This is a genomic window from Streptomyces sp. iso_384 (assembly GCF_056172905.1).
The window spans coordinates 4,661,043-4,677,042 of record NZ_JBWBTT010000001.1 but is presented as its reverse complement, the minus strand read 5'-3'; the positions used below and the strand labels follow the sequence as shown (position 1 = coordinate 4,677,042).

The 16,000-nt window shown below is 71.9% G+C and carries 16 protein-coding genes; 9 read left to right on the top strand and 7 right to left on the bottom strand.

Features of this window, described 5'->3' with window-relative positions; genetic code table 11:
* Positions 1-278: 278 nt before the first annotated feature.
* Both AC0VY3_RS20950 and AC0VY3_RS20945 read right to left on the bottom strand, forming a co-directional pair.
* Positions 279-785 (bottom strand): cupin domain-containing protein, encoded by a 507-nt coding sequence (locus AC0VY3_RS20950; protein WP_475550279.1) that lies wholly within the window; start codon positions 783-785, stop codon positions 279-281.
* 164 nt (positions 786-949) lie between these two features.
* A complete protein-coding gene (locus tag AC0VY3_RS20945; RefSeq protein WP_219821356.1) occupies positions 950-1,387 on the bottom strand; it encodes a RidA family protein in 438 nt (145 codons plus the stop codon).
* A 92-nt stretch (positions 1,388-1,479) separates the two neighbouring features.
* Here AC0VY3_RS20945 and AC0VY3_RS20940 point away from each other — a divergent pair, with 92 nt between their 5' ends.
* The 3 genes from AC0VY3_RS20940 to AC0VY3_RS20930 all read left to right on the top strand — a co-directional run bounded on the left by AC0VY3_RS20940 (position 1,480) and on the right by AC0VY3_RS20930 (position 3,661).
* Positions 1,480-2,157 (top strand): FadR/GntR family transcriptional regulator, encoded by a 678-nt coding sequence (locus AC0VY3_RS20940; protein ID WP_103510762.1) that lies wholly within the window; start codon positions 1,480-1,482, stop codon positions 2,155-2,157.
* A gap of 309 nt (positions 2,158-2,466) precedes the next feature.
* Entirely contained in the window at positions 2,467-3,123 is a 657-nt protein-coding gene (locus AC0VY3_RS20935) for an alpha/beta hydrolase (protein ID WP_475550278.1), read from the top strand.
* A gap of 34 nt (positions 3,124-3,157) precedes the next feature.
* Positions 3,158-3,661, top strand: coding sequence for a GNAT family N-acetyltransferase (locus tag AC0VY3_RS20930; protein WP_242737522.1), 504 nt, complete (start codon positions 3,158-3,160; stop codon positions 3,659-3,661).
* Positions 3,662-3,700: 39 nt separating this feature from the next.
* Here the strand turns inward: AC0VY3_RS20930 and AC0VY3_RS20925 are convergent, their stop codons facing one another.
* Positions 3,701-4,267 carry a YciI family protein gene (locus AC0VY3_RS20925; protein WP_475550277.1) on the bottom strand — a complete coding sequence of 189 codons (567 nt, stop codon included), beginning with the start codon at positions 4,265-4,267 and terminating at the stop codon, positions 3,701-3,703.
* A 153-nt stretch (positions 4,268-4,420) separates the two neighbouring features.
* On the opposite strand from AC0VY3_RS20925, the gene AC0VY3_RS20920 reads away from it, so the two are divergent.
* A complete protein-coding gene (locus tag AC0VY3_RS20920) occupies positions 4,421-6,487 on the top strand; it encodes a phosphocholine-specific phospholipase C (protein WP_475550276.1) in 2,067 nt (688 codons plus the stop codon).
* A gap of 95 nt (positions 6,488-6,582) precedes the next feature.
* Here AC0VY3_RS20920 and AC0VY3_RS20915 read toward each other — a convergent pair whose 3' ends face one another.
* The 3 genes from AC0VY3_RS20915 to AC0VY3_RS20905 form a co-directional block, all read right to left on the bottom strand.
* Positions 6,583-7,491, bottom strand: coding sequence for a DUF2510 domain-containing protein (locus AC0VY3_RS20915; RefSeq protein ID WP_475551713.1), 909 nt, complete (start codon positions 7,489-7,491; stop codon positions 6,583-6,585).
* Between the two features lie 93 nt (positions 7,492-7,584).
* Complete coding sequence (locus AC0VY3_RS20910; RefSeq protein ID WP_475550275.1) at positions 7,585-8,277, bottom strand: response regulator; 693 nt, start codon at positions 8,275-8,277, stop codon at positions 7,585-7,587.
* Positions 8,278-8,279: 2 nt separating this feature from the next.
* Positions 8,280-9,233 carry a HAMP domain-containing sensor histidine kinase gene (locus tag AC0VY3_RS20905; RefSeq protein WP_475550274.1) on the bottom strand — a complete coding sequence of 318 codons (954 nt, stop codon included), beginning with the start codon at positions 9,231-9,233 and terminating at the stop codon, positions 8,280-8,282.
* A 329-nt stretch (positions 9,234-9,562) separates the two neighbouring features.
* Between AC0VY3_RS20905 and AC0VY3_RS20900 the strand changes: the two genes are divergently transcribed.
* From AC0VY3_RS20900 to AC0VY3_RS20880, 5 genes are all read left to right on the top strand, one after another.
* The gene (locus AC0VY3_RS20900; RefSeq protein WP_103510768.1) at positions 9,563-9,850 is read left to right on the top strand and encodes a DUF3040 domain-containing protein; all 288 of its coding nucleotides are present in this window, start codon (positions 9,563-9,565) and stop codon (positions 9,848-9,850) included.
* Between the two features lie 209 nt (positions 9,851-10,059).
* The gene (locus AC0VY3_RS20895) at positions 10,060-10,791 is read left to right on the top strand and encodes a FadR/GntR family transcriptional regulator (RefSeq protein WP_103510769.1); all 732 of its coding nucleotides are present in this window, start codon (positions 10,060-10,062) and stop codon (positions 10,789-10,791) included.
* A gap of 152 nt (positions 10,792-10,943) precedes the next feature.
* Positions 10,944-11,711, top strand: a complete 768-nt coding sequence (locus tag AC0VY3_RS20890) for a (Fe-S)-binding protein (RefSeq protein ID WP_475550273.1) — start codon at positions 10,944-10,946, stop codon at positions 11,709-11,711.
* Positions 11,708-13,285, top strand: a complete 1,578-nt coding sequence (locus AC0VY3_RS20885; RefSeq protein WP_475550272.1) for a lactate utilization protein B — start codon at positions 11,708-11,710, stop codon at positions 13,283-13,285. Before AC0VY3_RS20890 ends, AC0VY3_RS20885 begins: the two co-directional genes overlap by 4 nt.
* Positions 13,282-13,926, top strand: a complete 645-nt coding sequence (locus tag AC0VY3_RS20880; protein WP_103510772.1) for a LutC/YkgG family protein — start codon at positions 13,282-13,284, stop codon at positions 13,924-13,926. Before AC0VY3_RS20885 ends, AC0VY3_RS20880 begins: the two co-directional genes overlap by 4 nt.
* Before the next feature lie 28 nt (positions 13,927-13,954).
* Here the strand turns inward: AC0VY3_RS20880 and AC0VY3_RS20875 are convergent, their stop codons facing one another.
* Complete coding sequence (locus AC0VY3_RS20875; protein ID WP_475550271.1) at positions 13,955-15,916, bottom strand: DUF2264 domain-containing protein; 1,962 nt, start codon at positions 15,914-15,916, stop codon at positions 13,955-13,957.
* Positions 15,917-16,000 lie beyond the last annotated feature (84 nt).

Below are 16,000 nucleotides of genomic sequence, written 5' to 3'. Positions count from 1 at the left end.
GGCGCCGCGGGCGGCGGGTGACCGGTGGCTGGAGCGGCGGCGACTACGCCGTCGGTGACGCCTGGGCCCACGCCGCCGACGACGTGACCGCCACAGCCCTGGCCGAACTCGGCCGCAACGCGACCGGGACCGCACCGTGCGTGCTTGACGTGGCCACCGGCACGGGGCCCGCTGCCCGCTCCGGAGCCTCGGCCGTGGGCCTGGACCGCGAGCTCGGTCTGCTGCGGACGGCCGGGGAACCCGCCCGGCAGGCGCGGGCGGGTGAGGCTGTCTGGACGTCAGACGGACATCGATCGGACAGTGTTCCAGACAGGACTCGATCCGAAATAGGAGTCGTAGAGTTCCTGAACATCGAGGAGGCTCTCCGGCGGCACCTTGCCGTAGTGGACGCGCTCGAGGTGGCGGAAGTACTCGAAGCGCTCCACTCCGGGCGTGATGATGACCAGCATGTTCGCGATCTCGCCGGGTGCGGCGGCGAAGGCGTGCTGGGTACCGGGTGGTACGACGACCACGTCTCCGCGCTCCGCGGTGACCACGTGATCGCCGGACAGGAGCTGGGCGGTGCCGTCGAGGACGTAGAACATCTCGGCGGACTTGCGGTGGTGGTGAGGACGGGCGCCGTCGGCGCCCTTGCCGAGGGTGACCCGCATGCTGGAGAGCGCCCCGCCCGTGGCGGAGCTGTCGATGAGCAACTGGTTGGTGACCGGGCCACCCTCGCCTATCAATTCGGCGTCAGCTGAGCGCACCACGACGGTTCCGTCGAAATCGGGAATGAAGAGGGACATTCTTTGCTCCTGCGATATTTGATCCTGCTGAAAGGCAGGAACCACTGGGCAGGCAGCGGTCGGACGGGTAGCGAATGCCGCCTGCCCGCCGCCTGCCCGGGCGTCGGCAGGGCGAACGGCGCGCCTTGCTCGGGGAGCACACCATCGGCCGGCGCCGTACGCCGTCAGCCGAGGACCGCCACGGCCTCGATCTCGATCTTCAGCTCGGGGCCGACCAGGCGGTTGACACCGATATGGCTGCGTGCCGGCCTGTGTTCGCCGAAGAACTCCGCGTAGACCTGGTTGACCTCGTTCTGGGCGTCCATGTCGGTGTTGAAAATAGTGACCTTGACGATGTCCTGGAGGTCGCCGCCGGCCGCCTTCAACGCGATGAGCAGGTTCTCCAGGCAGGCCCGGGTCTGCTCCGCGATTCCCTCGGGCACGGTGAGCCCGGCCTCGTCGTGGGGGTGCTGATGTACGAGCGGGTAGGCGGTGGCGCCCGAAAGCCACACAGTGTCGCCGCGCGTGACGACCGCCGGGGCGAACGGCATGGAGTCCGCCCCGGTGTCCTCGCGCAGTTGTGCGGCCCAGGCCAAGGAATCGGGTGTGATGAGTTGCTTCACCGTAGCTCCAAATTTGTATGACGACTGATGAATGATGGCAGGTGATCAGGATACTGTAGGGCCGGAAGATGGCAACCGGCGAAGGAGCCCCCATGCGCATGATCGGCCGCAGGTCCTCGGTCGACGAGGTGGTAGGCCAGCTCAACGAAGCTCTGATGCAAGGCACTTGGGTGATCGGGGACCGGCTGCCGACCGAGCAGCGGCTCACCGAGGAGCTGGGAGTGAGCCGTACCGTGGTCCGGGAGGCGGTACGGGCCCTGGTGCACTTGGGGGTACTGGAGACCAGGCAGGGGGCCGGTACCTACGTGGTATCCACCACCGACCCGGCCCCCATGCTGCGACGGTTCGGGACGGCCGACGTCCGCGAAGTGTTCGAGGTCCAGCTCGGCTTCGACGTTCAGGCGGCCCAGCTCGCCGCCGTCCGCCGCACCGATGCCGACCTGCGGCGGCTGCGCAGCTTGCTCGCTGCCCGAAATCACGCCACTGCGCCGGAGGACTTCGCCCGTGCCGACGCAGACTTCCACCTGGCAGTGGTGGAAGCAGCGGGAAACAGCATGCTGCTCGAGTGCTACCGCTTCTTCGTCGGCCGACTCCATGACAGTCTGCACGCGCTGCGCAGCCAGGACGTGATCGAGGAGAGCGGCGCCGAACCCCACGACGCACTGCTGGCGGCGATCGAGGCAGGAGATGAAGCCGCTGCCGCCGCCGCGGCTGCGGCAGCGATCCGCCCGAGCCTCGATGCGCTCGCTGAGCAGTTCCGAGGTCCGTAGCATGCGGTTCTTGTGGTTTCGGGCGGCGTTCGTGGTTGCGGGTCGGTGGCGCCGAGCCTCGAATTCCTCGGGCGAGCGGTGGCCGAGTTCTGAGCGCGGGCGGTCGGTGTTGTGCCGGCCGACCCACTGGACGTCACGTTGTGCCTGGTCAGCGCCTCCCAGGGCCCTCGGTGCTCGATCGCCTCAGCTTCGTACAAGCCGTCGGTGGCGCGCGTGAGACCGCGGCGAATGATGTCCGGGCCGCGTGGAGATGCGCCGAGTGGCCGATGTCGTCGGCGAGCAGGGAACACCCGTTGCGGCCCGGCGGTAGTGCTCGTTCATGGCCTGTACCACCGTCCCGAGCACCTCGGCAGGGTGGTGGAACGCTTGCGGACCGCGGGGATCGAGGCCGTCGTTCCCGAGCTGCACCGAGGCTCGCTGTCCGCTGACACCGCAGCGGTCCAGAACGCGGTCGATTCGCTGCCGGAACCCCCGCTCGTGCTCGGGCACTCCTACGGTGGGTCGGTGATCACCGGAGTGCGCGGAGCGCGGCATCTGGTCTATCTGGCGGCCTTCGTGCCGGACACCGGCGAGAGCGCGGCCGCTCTGGGCGGGGCGTCCTCGCGGCTCCGGGCGGCGATCAGTCCCGGGCCCGACGGATCGACCAGCCTGCATCCCGACCGGGCTGCCGACGTTCTTTACCACGACTGTTCCGAGCCTCTCGCGGCCCGGGCGGTCGGGCTGCTTCGTCCGCAGGCCCCCGGCTGCGGACGAGGAGTCCCCGCCTATCACAGCTGGAAGGACACTTCCTCCACCTACGTCGTCTGCGGCCAGGACCGGGCCATCGCTCCGGCCCTGCAACGGAGGATGGCCGCTCGCTGCACCGAGGTGCGTGAGTGGCGGACGGGCCATTCGCCCTTCGTAGGGCGACCCGATCTCCTCGTGGGACTCCTGTGGGAACTGCTCGTACCGCTGCCTCAGCCGTAGTTCCCTGATCATCCGGTGGGGCAGAGTAGGGCCCATGCCTACGTACGAGACGATGCCGTTCCACCTGGAGACCGAGCGCCTGATACTCCGGCCCTGGGCCGAGTCCGACGCCGCCGACTTCTCCGCGCTCCTCGCGGAACGCGGCAACGGCACACCCCCGGTCGAGCGCATCCGGAAGTCCATCGCGGAGCTGCTGGCCGCGACGGAGACCAACGGGATCGCCCTGCTGCCCGTCCAGCGCCGCGAGGAGGGGGACTTCATCGGCTACTGCGGGCTGATCATCGGCCGTACCACCCTGGAGGAGCCCGAGATCGCGTACGAGCTGTTCCAGCACGCGCACGGGCGCGGCTACGCCACCGAGGCGGCCGGCGCGGTGCTCGGAGCCGCCGTGGCGACCGGCCGGAAACGGCTCTGGTCGACCGTCGGGGCGTGGAACGCTCCGTCGCTCCGCGTTCTGGAGAAGCTCGGCTTCGAGCGCGATCACGTCAGCACGGAGGACAACGGCGAAGTGGTGTGGCTCACGCGCTCGTTGCCGTGAGGTGGGGTCCGCCGCGCGCCCCACGACCTCCTGGGGCGCTCAGCTACGGCCGCCGCGCTGCCAGCGCTGGGCGGTGAGCGGCACGGGCCCACCGCCGAGCCGGTCCGCCAGCGGCTGCACCAGGCTCCGCGCCTCGTCCGGGCGCGCCCGCACGGCCGCGACTAATCCCGTCGTACGGTCCTGGTCGTCGTCGACCAGCGCGGCCACGAAGGCCGGCCGCTCGTCCGCGTCCACGGCCGACAGCCACGGCTCGGCCTCGCCCGGCGTGCGGGTGCGCGGCGACCAGCGGGCGGTGACGAGCGTGTACAGGACGTCCGCCACCGGTTCGCGGTGCAGCAGCACCATCACCGGGTCCGCCGTCCAGTCCTGGTAGAGACCGGCCTTCCAGAACGGCTCCTCGGTCGCGAACCGCTCCGCCGTCGCCCGGTCGGCCAGGTCGACCACATGGACGCTGCCCGTGTGCTCCTCCCCGTCGTCGGACAGGGTGGGCCCGCGAAATATCAGCCCGTCCGCGAACCGGTCCATGTAGGACCAGTGCTCCTCGCAGAGTTCGGCCAGCTGGTCCGCGACATCCGGCTTGTCCTGTGCGTGTACGTAGAACGGCATGCCGGAACCGTACCCGGGCGCCCCGGAGCGGATGGCACGCGTCGCGCGTACCGCCGACGTTAACCGTTGCGTCACGACCTCTTCCGTTCTGTTCGGTTCTCTTGGAACATCCTGTTCGCTTCTGTTCCCCACACCCCAAGAGGCCCCTCACCCATGGCTGATATGAATCGGCGCCGCTTCTTCCGGATAGCCGGTGCCACGGCGGGGTTCGCCGCGCTGTCGGGCAGCATCGACCGCGCCGCCGCGATTCCCGCCCACCGCGCTTCCGGGACGATCGAGGATGTCGAGCACATCGTCGTCCTGATGCAGGAGAACCGTTCCTTCGACCACTACTTCGGCGCGTTGAAAGGGGTACGGGGATTCGGCGACCCGCGGCCCGTGACCCTGCCGAGCGGGAAGTCCGTCTGGCACCAGGCCGATGCGGCGGGCAAGGAGACCCTGCCGTTCCACCCGACCGCGGACGACCTGGGCATGCAGTTCCTCCAGGGCCTCAACCACGACTGGGCGGGCGGCCACCAGGCGTACAACGACGGGCGTTACGACCGCTGGGTCCCGGCGAAGACGCCGACGACCATGGCTTACCTGACCCGGGACGACATTCCGTTCCACTACGCGCTCGCCGACCGCTTCACCGTGTGCGACGCCTACCACTGCTCGTTCATCGGGGCCACCGACCCCAACCGCTACTACCTCTGGTCGGGGCACACCGGCAACGACGGCACCGGCGGCGGGCCCGTCCTCGGCAACGAGGAGCGGGGCTACGGCTGGACGACGTACCCCGAACGGCTGGAGGAGGCCGGGGTCTCCTGGAAGATCTACCAGGACATCGGCGACGGTCTGGACGGCCCCGGCGGCTGGGGCTGGATCGACGACGCCTACCGGGGCAACTACGGAGACAACTCGCTGCTCTACTTCGACAGGTACCGCACCGCCCGGCCCGGCGACCCGCTGTACGACAAGGCGCGCACCGGTACGAACGTGGCCGACGGCGACGACTACTTCGACGGGATCGCCGCCGACGTCCGCAACGGGAAGCTGCCGCAGATCTCCTGGGTAGCCGCCCCGGAGGCCTTCACCGAGCACTCCAACTTCCCCTCGAACTACGGCGCCTGGTACATCGCGCGGCTGCTCGACGCGCTGACGTCCGACCCCGAGGTGTGGAGCCGCACCGCCCTGTTCATCACCTACGACGAGAACGACGGCTTCTTCGACCACGTCGTACCGCCCCACCCGCCGACCTCCGCCGACCGGGGCCTGTCCACGGCCGACACCTCGACCGAGGTGTACGCGGGCGGCTCCTCGTACGGCCCCGGTGTCTACGGACTCGGGCCGCGCGTCCCGATGCTGGTCGTCTCGCCCTGGAGCACCGGCGGCTACGTGTGCTCCGAGACCTTCGACCACACCTCGGTGCTCCGGTTCATGGAGCAGCGCTTCGGTGTGCGCGAGCCGAACATCTCACCGTGGCGGCGTGCCGTGTGCGGCGACCTGACCTCCGCCTTCGACTTCGCCCGCACCGAACCGGCCCCGGACGACCTGCCCGACACCTCCGCCTACGAGCCGCCGGACCGCGAGCGGCACCCCGACTACCGGCCCACCCCGCCCGCCGTCGGCTCGCTGCCGAAGCAGGAGCCGGGCGGCCGCCCCGCCCGGCCGCTCCCGTACGCCCCGTACGTCGATGCCGTCGTCGACACCGGCACCGGGAAGATCGCGCTCACCTTCAGCCCGGGGACGGCGGCCGGTGCGCAGTTCTACGTCACCTCCGCGAACCGGACCGACGTCCCGTGGACGTACACCGCCGAGGCGGGCAGGACCGTGGCGGACGCCTGGAACTCCGCCTACTCCGGCGGCACCCACGACCTCACCGTCCACGGCCCCAACGGCTTCCTGCGTACGTTCAGGAGCCCGGGTTCCACCGCCGGTCCCGAGGTCACCGCCCGCCACAACGACGGGAGCGGCAACCTCGACCTGAAGCTCACCAACCCCGGCGACACCGAGGTCCGCCTCACCCTCGCCAACGCCGAGGCGTACGGGGGAGCGGAGCAGACCGTCACCGTCCGGCCCGGCGCCACGGTGTCGCGCACCATGGACCTGCGGGCGGGCAAGCGCTGGTACGACGTGTCCGTCACGGCCGAGGGCGACCCGGTCTTCCTGCGCCGCTTCGCCGGTCATGTCGAGACGGGGGCCGTCGGGGTCAGCGACCCGGCGACGGCCACGGACTGAGCACGGCGGGCCTGCGACAACGGACAACGGCGGGCCCGGACCTCTCGGTCCGGGCCCGCCGTTCCGTGCGGTGCGGGCCGGTGGTGTGCGGTGCGTCAGACCGCCCCGCCGGTGCTTCCGCCGGCACCGGACGCTGCCTTGATCCCGCCGGTGATCTCGTCGAGGACCGACAGCTTCGGCGCGTCCTTGTCGATGTCGAACCCGGACCGGACCACGACGAGCATGTCCTTGGAGGTGGGGGAGGGGAACACGAGCGATTCCACGTAGCCGTCGTCGCCCTTCTCCGTCACCACCTTCCAGCGCACGACATAGCCCTTGCCGCCCGCCACCGTGACGGCCTCGGACTTCAGCTCCTCGTGCGAGCCGATCTTCCCGTAGCTCTTTCCGCCGTAGGACTCCTCGGCGTTGGCGGCGATGTCCTTCTTGGCCACCTCCTCCGGCGTCCCGGCGGTGAGCTTCATGGCGGCCGCCGGGGCGGAGAACACTCCGCCGCGCACGCAGGTCTCGGCGGTGTCGCCGGGGCAGGGGTGCTCACCCGTCGTCACTCCGGCGCCGACCGCCCCGGACCTTCCCTTCCACCCCTCGGGCACCGGGAGGCTGATCCCGGCGGCGAGGTCGGTGGCGAAGCCCGGCTCGCTCGGCGGAAGCTGCCCGCCGGGCCCCTGGCCTTCGCCGTTCTCCCCGCCGTCGCCCTCGCCGCCCGTTCCGCCGTCCTTCCGGTCGCCGTCCGGCGGGCCCGGCAGGTCGGGGGCGGCGGACGGCGATGAGGCCGCGGTGTCCGGCCGGTCGTCGCCGTCCTCGCCCAGCAGATACACGCCGCCCCCGATGGCGGCGAGCACCACGACGGCGACCGTCACGCCGACGCCGATGCGGATCCCGCGACGGCGCGCCGCGCCGGGCGACGCGCGGACATGGCCGGTCCACTGCGCTCCGTCCCACCAGCGTTCCTGAGCGGGGCCTTTGCCTGAGTGCCCGGGGTCTGGATGCCAGCCGGGCGGGGTCATCTGGGTCACGGGGGCACCCTATGCGGACCGGGTGAGAATCACATGAACTGCCCGCCCCCGCTCGGCCGGGGCGGCGCGTCCCCGCCGGTCCGGTCAGGGTTCGATCAGCCCGGCGCGGATCGCGTAGCGGGTGAGCTCCAGGCGGTCGCGCAGTCCGAGCTTCTGGAGCAGGTTGGCGCGGTGCCGCTCCACGGTCTTGACGCTGATGACGAGCAGCTCGGCGATCTCCTTCGAGGAGTGGCCCTCGGCGACCAGCTTGAGGATCTCCTCCTCGCGCTCCGTGATGGCCCGCGCCGGCAGGTCCTCGCCCTCCTTGGCCCGGTCCAGGAAGTTGCGGATGAGTGCGGTCACCGCGCCCGGGTAGAGGAACGGCTCGTCGCGCATCGCCGCCCGGCAGGCCTCCACCAGGTCCCGGTCCGCGACCGACTTGAGGACGTACCCGGCCGCCCCGGCCTTCAACGCCTCGAAGAAGTACTGCTCGTTGTCGTACATCGTGAGCATCAGGATGCGCAGCCCGGGCATGACCCGGGACAGTTCGCGCGCCGCCTGGAGGCCCGTCAGACGGGGCATCGCGATATCCAGAATGACCAGGTCGGGCTGTTCGCTGCGGGCCATCTCCACGGCCTCGGCACCGTCGCCGGCCTCGGCGACGACCGTCAGGTCCGGTTCGCCGTCGAGGATCAGCCGGACGCCGCGACGCACCAGGGCGTGGTCGTCCGCCAGCAGGATGCGGGTCGGAGCGGCGGCGCCCCGGGCGGGTGTGGCGATGGACGGTGAGATGGGCATGGTCACTTGCTTCCGTTCGGGGCGGGCACATCGAGACGTACTTCGGTACCGCCCTGCGGGCCGGGACCGAGGTAGACCTCGGCCCCGATCAGCAGAGCGCGCTCGCGCATACCGCGCAGGCCGGCCCCCTCGGGCGCGTTCCCGAGGCCGCGGCCGTCGTCGCGGATGCGCAGCTCCACCCCGCAGGCGCTGCGCCGCAGAGAGAGTTCGAGCCGGGTGGCGCGGGCGTGCCGGACCGTGTTGGTGAGGGCTTCCTGCGCGATTCGGTAGACGACCAGTTCGGCCTCGGCGCCCAGCTCCGGCAGATCCTTCTCCATCTGCCGGCGGATCGTCAGCCCGTCCGGCGTCGGCGTCTCGGTGATCAGCGCTGTCAACGCGCTGACCAGGCCCAGCTCCTCCAGGACCCCGGGCCGTAGCCGACGGGCGATCCGGCGGATCTCGTCGAGCGACCCCCGGGTGATCTCCTGGACCTGCCGCAGCTCTCCGCGCAGCGGCTCCGGGGCCTGGTCGGCGACCCGCTTCAGCTCCAGCAGAACCGCGGTCAGCGTCTGCCCGACCTCGTCGTGCAGTTCCTGCGCCACGCGCCGGCGTTCGGCCTCCTGGGCGGAGAGCGCGCGGGCACTGCTGGCGGCGCGTTCGGCCTCCAGCCGGTCCAGCATCGTGTTGAACGTCTCGATCAGCGCGGCGATCTCACCGTGCCCCGCGACCTCGGGGCGCGGGCTCGGGCGCAGCAGGTCGGTGGTCGTCATCGCCCGCGTGACCCGTTGGAGCGGGAAGAGGCCGAGCCGGAGCAGGGCCGCGTTGGCCGCGAGCATGAAGGCGATACCGCCGGTCAGGATCATGGCCTCGGTCAGCAGGACCGGGGTGGAGATCGTGATCGGCCCGAGCAGCAGCAGGGCGCCGGCCGCGACCAGCACGGCGGCGTTGAGCAGGAAGATCCGCCAGAACAGGGACAAGATCGGACGGCTCCTTGGGAGGTCGGGTCGTGCGGGCGCGCTGACAGCCTTCACTATCGCCGCTGCGCGGGGCGAAGCGTGCCGCCCGGGCATGCGGCCGGACACGCCGCCCCGGCGGCCTCTGCCCCCGGCCTCTCTCCGGAGTGCCGCGTGCGCGCCCCGTCTGCATGGTGCGCGCCCCTGGATATGGGTGCTGCCCCCGATGGTCCCTGCGGGCCCCTCCGGACGACCATGAGGTCCAGGGCCCCGGGGGGCCCTGCCCCGTGCCGCGGTACGGGGAGCCGGGGCTTCAGGAGCCGAGAGGGTTTCCGTACCGGGAGGGAGACACCATGCCCACGTACGACGAGCGGCTGCGTGAACTCGAGGAGCAGCTGCGTCACGACGATCCCGGCTTCGCCGAGGCGATGTCCGACGGGACGCCGCGCACCCCCCGCGAGTACCGCCGCCGCAACGCCTGGCTGTGGCTCGCCGTCGGGCTTGCCGCACTGGGCATCGGCATCGCCGGGGGTCACGGCCTCCTGATCGCCGCGGGACTCGTCGTGTCCGGCGCGGCGGCCAACCTCTTCGACCCGCAGCGCGGACGTCAGCACGGGCGGGACATCCCCACCACCCGCTGACCCGCGCCCCATCTCCCGGCGGTGCCCGGATGCGCCGCCCCACCGGCCCCGTCCGGCCGGCGTCAAGGCCTCGTCCGGACTCCGGGCGGGGCCTTCGCGTGCAGGTGGTCGCACGCACGGATGGACGTACGGTCCGATGTGAGGTCCGACCACATGCCCGGTGTGACATAGGCTGCATGTCCGGATCCGGCCGAGGCAGGGAGATACGGATGCCCGTCGAATGGCAGCCCGTGCAGCAGTCCCGAACCCATGAACTCGTGCTCCGCAGCATCGAGGAACGGGTCGTCGCCGGAGAGCTCCGGGCCGGCGACCGGCTGCCGCCCGAACGGGAGCTGGCCCCGGTGCTCGGCGTCAGCCGCTCCGCCCTCCGCGAGGCGCTGCGCGTGCTGGAGACCATCGGCGTCCTGGTGGCCCAGCCCGGCCGGGGGCCCGACGCGGGGGCCCGGATCGTCCGCAACCCGGACGACGCCCTGGGCCGCCTGCTCCGCCTGCACTTCGCCCTCGGCAGCTACAGCCTCCAGGACGTCCTGGAGGCCCGGGTGATCCTGGAGCGGTCCAGCTTCGAGGCCGCCGCCTGCCACGCACCGGACGAAGACCTCGACGCGGCGGAGGAACTGGTGGCGGGCATGGCGGAGCCGGGGATCGGGGTCAGCGGCTTCAACGATCTGGACACCCGCTTCCATGTGCTCATCGCCCGCAGCTCCGGCAACGCCCTGACGTCCACGCTCACCTCCGCCGTACGCGAGTCCGTGCGACCGCTGATCCTGCGCGCCCTGGAAGCCGTCGAGGACTGGCCGGCCACGGCCCGCGCCCTCAACGCCGAGCACGAGGCCCTTCTCGCGCTGGTACGGGACGGGAAGGGCGCGGCCGCCGCTGACCTGGTGGAACGGCATATCCGGGGGCTGCACGGGACCCTGGTGGACGAGCCCACCGCACCGTAGGGGCCCGAGAGGGCGATCCGGCTGCCGGGTGACGCCGGGTACCGCAGACACGCGGCGTCACAGCCACACGGACGTTCCCTTCGGCGGCCCGTGCCTAGTATGGTCCGACCATAGAAACCTCGATCCCAAGTGAACCCGACCGGGGAGGCTCCATGCGCATCGGACTCTTCGCCACCTGTCTGGGAGACACGCTCTTCCCCGACGCGGTGCAGGCCACCGCGATCCTGCTCACGCGCCTGGGGCACGAAGTGGTGTTCCCACCGGGTCAGACCTGCTGCGGGCAGATGCACGTCAACACCGGCTACCAGCGAGAACCCGTGCCGTTGGTGCGCAACTTCGCGGACGGGTTCGGCGACGCCTCGATCGAGGCGGTCGTGATGCCGTCGGGCTCGTGCGCCGGTTCCGTACGGCACCAGCACCGGATCGTCGCCCACCGCTACGGGGACGCCGCGCTCCGCGCCGGAGTGGAGACCGTCGCCGCGAAGACCTACGAGCTCTCCGAGCTCCTCGTGGACGTCCTCGGCGTCACGCGGGTCGGCGCGTACTTCCCGCACCGGGTGACGTACCACCCCACCTGCCACTCGTTGCGGATGCTCCGCGTCGCCGACAAGCCCCTCCAACTCCTGCGCGCGGTCGAGGAAATCGACCTGGTCGAGTTGCCCGGAGCCGAATCCTGCTGTGGATTCGGCGGCACCTTCGCGCTCAAGAACTCCGAGACGTCCACCGCGATGCTCCACGACAAGACGGACAGCATCACGGCCACCGGGGCGGAGGTGTGCACCGCCGGGGACTCCTCCTGCCTGATGCACATCGGCGGCGGGCTCTCCCGGATCCGGTCCGGCACCCGCACCCTGCACCTCGCCCGGATCCTCGCCGCGACCCGCACCACGCCCGACGTCCTGACGGAGGCCTCCGTATGAGCACGTTCCTCGGCATGCCCGCCCCGCCGCCCCGCTCGCCGTACGGCACCGGAAACCTCCGCGGCGACCAGGCCTTCCCCCGCGCCGCCCACGACGAACTGGGCAACGACCAGCTCCGCCGCAACCTCGGCCGCGCCACCGGCGCCATCCGCGCCAAACGGCTGAACGTCACCGGCGAACTGCCCGACTGGGAAGCCCTGCGGGACGCGGGCTCCGCCATCAAGACCGACGCCATGAACCGGCTGCCCGAACTGCTCGAAGAACTGGAGCGCAAGGTCACCGAGCGCGGCGGCACCGTCCACTGGGCCCGCGACGCCGCCGAGGCCAACGAGATCGTCGCCCGGCTGGTGAGGGCCACCGGCAGCGACGAGGTCATCAAGGTCAAGTCCATGGCCACCCAGGAGATCGGACTCAACGAGCACCTGGAGTCGGTCGGGATCACCCCGTACGAGACCGACCTCGCCGAACTCATCGTGCAGCTCGCCCACGACAAGCCCTCGCACATGCTGGTGCCCGCGATCCACCGCAACCGGGACGAGATCCGGCAGATCTTCCTCGACCACGTCCCCGGCATCGACCCGGAGCTGGACAACGTCCCCGCCCACCTCGCCGCCGCCGCGCGCGGCTACCTCCGCGAGAAGTTCCTGACCACGAAGGTCGCCGTCTCCGGCGCCAACTTCGGCATCGCCGAGACCGGCACGCTGGCCGTCGTCGAGTCCGAGGGCAACGGCCGCATGTGCCTGACCCTGCCCGACACCCTCATCACCGTCATGGGCATCGAGAAGGTCATCCCGCGCTACCAGGACCTGGAGGTCTTCCTCCAGCTCCTGCCCCGCTCCTCGACGGGGGAGCGGATGAACCCCTACACCTCGCTGTGGACCGGCGCGACGCCCGGCGACGGACCGCGCGACTTCCACCTGGTCCTCCTCGACAACGGGCGCACCGCCGCCCTCGCCGACGCCGCCGGACGCGCGGCCCTCAACTGCATTCGCTGCTCCGCCTGCCTGAACGTCTGCCCGGTGTACGAGCGGACCGGCGGCCACGCCTACGGATCGACCTACCCCGGACCGATCGGCGCGGTCCTCACCCCGCAACTGGCCGGGATGCACGCGGCGAAGGACGACCCGAACAGCTCCCTGCCGTACGCCTCCAGCCTCTGCGGCGCCTGCTTCGACGCCTGCCCGGTGAAGATCGACATTCCGTCGCTGCTGGTGGAGTTGCGCCACCAGCACACCGAACAGACCGGCGTCACACCGGAGAAGCTGGCGATGAAGGCGGCCGCCGCCGTGATGCGCCGCCCGGGTCTCTACACCGCCGTGCAGAAGGCGGCCGGCCTCGGGCGCGTGATCGCGGGGCGCGACGGAACGATCTCGCGGCTGCCTCCGCCGCTCAGCGGCTGGAGTGACAGCCGCGACACCGCGGCCCCGCCCCGGCAGACCTTCCGCGCCTGGTTCGCCTCCGACGAGGGCACGGCAGCCCTGCGCGCCGCGGCCGCCGAACACGACGCCACGGCTACAGGCGAACACGACACCGCGGCCTCCGGCGGCGGGCACGACGAGGAGGACGCGACATGAACCGTGCCGCCGGCAGTGCCCGCGACACCGTGCTGGGCCGGATCCGCGACGCCCTCGCGCTCGCCCCGACGCCCGCCGTCGTCGTCCCGCGCGCCTACCGCACCGGCCGCGCCCTGCCTGACGACCAACGCCTCGCCCTGTTCACCGACCGGCTCCTCGACTACAAGGCACGGGTCCACCCCTGTACCGCCGACCGCACCGCCGAGGTCGTCCGCGAAGTCCTGCGGGAGCACGCTGTCCGCCGTATCGGCGTGCCGGCCGGGCTCGACGCGCGCTGGCTCGCCGGGTACGACGGCGAGGTGCGGCAGGACGACGCCGGCGTCACGCCCGCACAACTCGACGCCCTGGACGCCGTGGTGACGGCGTCGGCCGCCGGCTGCGCCGAGACCGGCACGATCTTCCTGGACGGTTCGCCCGGCCAGGGCCGCCGGGCGCTGTCCCTCGTCCCCGATCTGCACGTGTGCGTCGTCGACCTCTCCACGGTCGAGGTGGGCGTGCCCGAGGCGGTGGCCCGGCTGGTGCCCGAACGGCCGACGACGCTGATCAGCGGTCCGTCCGCCACCTCCGACATCGAGCTGGAGCGGGTGGAGGGCGTCCACGGGCCCCGGACGCTGGTGGTGGTGATCCGTACGGACGCGTAGCCGTCGGGGCGCCGGCGCCCAGCGGAGGTCAGGGAGTGTCCGGCCGCGCGTGCACCGCGGTCACCACCGGCACGGCCGACACAGCCGTACCGCCGAACGTGATCCGCGTCCGCGCCCCGTCCTCGGCCCAGCGCACCTCGACCGTGTCACCGGCCACCTCCACCCGGTCCACCACCCCGTCCAGCGGGTCGGTTTCCGGGGCGGCGTCCGGTGCGGCTTCCGGTTCGGCGGTGAGGGACGCCAGCGCCGCCAGGACCACCGTGCCGGTCACCTCGGCGGCGAGCCGGGGCACGGTCGCCCAGGGCGCGAACGCCGTTCCCCGCGGGGCCCGTACGTCCTCGGGCGCTTCCCAGCCGCGCAGCCCCCGCAACCGCGAGCGCACCGGCCCGCCGGGGTCGGTCGCCCAGCCCGTCAGCTCCGCCCGCGCCCCGTCCGGCGCGCCCAGCACCCGGTGCACCCGCAGCTCGTGGCGGCCCCGCGCCACGGTCACGCTCTCCACCCGCAGCCCGGGAACGGTGGACGGGCCCGCCGGGAACACCGGCAGGTGCCAGGAGGCCGCCCAGCCCCAGCCGTCGCCGTGCCCGGCCCCGAGCGGACGGATGCGCCGCCGGGCGCTGCGCACCCCGCCGACCGTCACCGACAGATGGTTGTCCGCCGTGTTCGCCGCGGAGGTGGGTCCGGTCACGGTGGAGTACGCGAGCCGCGCGTAGTGCGGGTCCTCGTCGGCCGCCGACTCGCCCTCGTCCGGGCGGACGTGGTCGCTGCCGTGGTTGTGCAGCCGCACCACGCCGTCCGCCCGCGTCGACTGCAGCAGAAGGCCCGCCGCCGGTACGGACAGCACCCGGTCGGGGCCCTCGCTCGGAGCCTCCTCCTCCGGCGACGCCCACAAAGGATGCTCGGCCGGGGCCAGGAGAGCCACGAAAGCCTTCGACGCCCAATAGGGGGACGCGGGACCGGAATAGCTCTGCAGCGTCGCCGCGTGCGGGCCGTGCCAGCCGAGGCTCAGCAGCCCGTCGTTCCCGACCGCGCCGCGCTCCAGGAAGTACCGCAGCGCCCCGCTGACCACCCGTCGCGACACCCCCGGGGCGAGCGGCGTGTGTCCGGTCACCGCGCCCAGGCCCACACCCGCGCACGCCGCGAACCGGTAGGTCAGCGAGCGCCCGAAGTGCAGCGGGGCCCCGTCGCCGCCGAACATCAGCGAGAAGCTCTCCAGATGCTCGCGCAACCGCGCCCCGTGGAGCGCCGACTCCCGTGCGTCGCCCGCGAGATGGGCGTCCAGGAGCGGATACAGGTGCAGCGCCCAGCCGTTGTAGTGGTCGAAGGCGCGCCCGTCGCCGTCGGCGTACCAGCCGTCGCCCCGGTACCAGCCCGCCAGCAGCTCCAGCGCGCGCTCCCGGGCCCGTGCCGTCTCCGCGTCGCCCCGGCCCACCGACTCCAGGAACCCGGCGACGGTGTACGGGAAGAGGTACCAGTTGTTGCCCGCCGGAACGTGCCGCAGCGCGCCCCTCAGCCAGTGCTCCGCCCGGTCCTGTACGTCGGACGTCAGCCGGTCCCAGAGCCAGGGCCGGGTGAGCCGCAGCCCGAGGGCCACGGACGCGGACTCCACCATGGGCTGGCCCTGCACATCGTGGTCCAGGATCAGCGGCCAGGACTCCGCGTCGTCCCGGCCCGGTGTCCGCGTACCGGCGTCGAGCCCGTCCGCGTACCGCTCCAGCAGACCGTGCGGATCCTTCCCGCCCGCCCCCGCGACCCGGAAGCCCGCCGCCAGGAACGTACGCGCGTACCCCTCCAGGCCGTCGGAGCGGACGCCCGAGTGCGACGGCGGTCCGGGCAGGTCGAGCCGGGCGCAGCCCGGCGTGGCCCACTTCCAGGCGGCGTCCAGCATCCCGTCGGCGGCCGCCTCCCAGTGGGCGCGGGTGTATCCGGTGTACGGGCTCGACGCACGGTCTTCCGGGGGCAGTCCGAAGAGGGCGGCAGCGGAGGCGGTCATCCGGGAATCCTGATCGACTGATCGAAGAGGGTCAATAGATCGATCACATGCGGGCTCAATCGATCAAACGCTCACCGGGGGAGT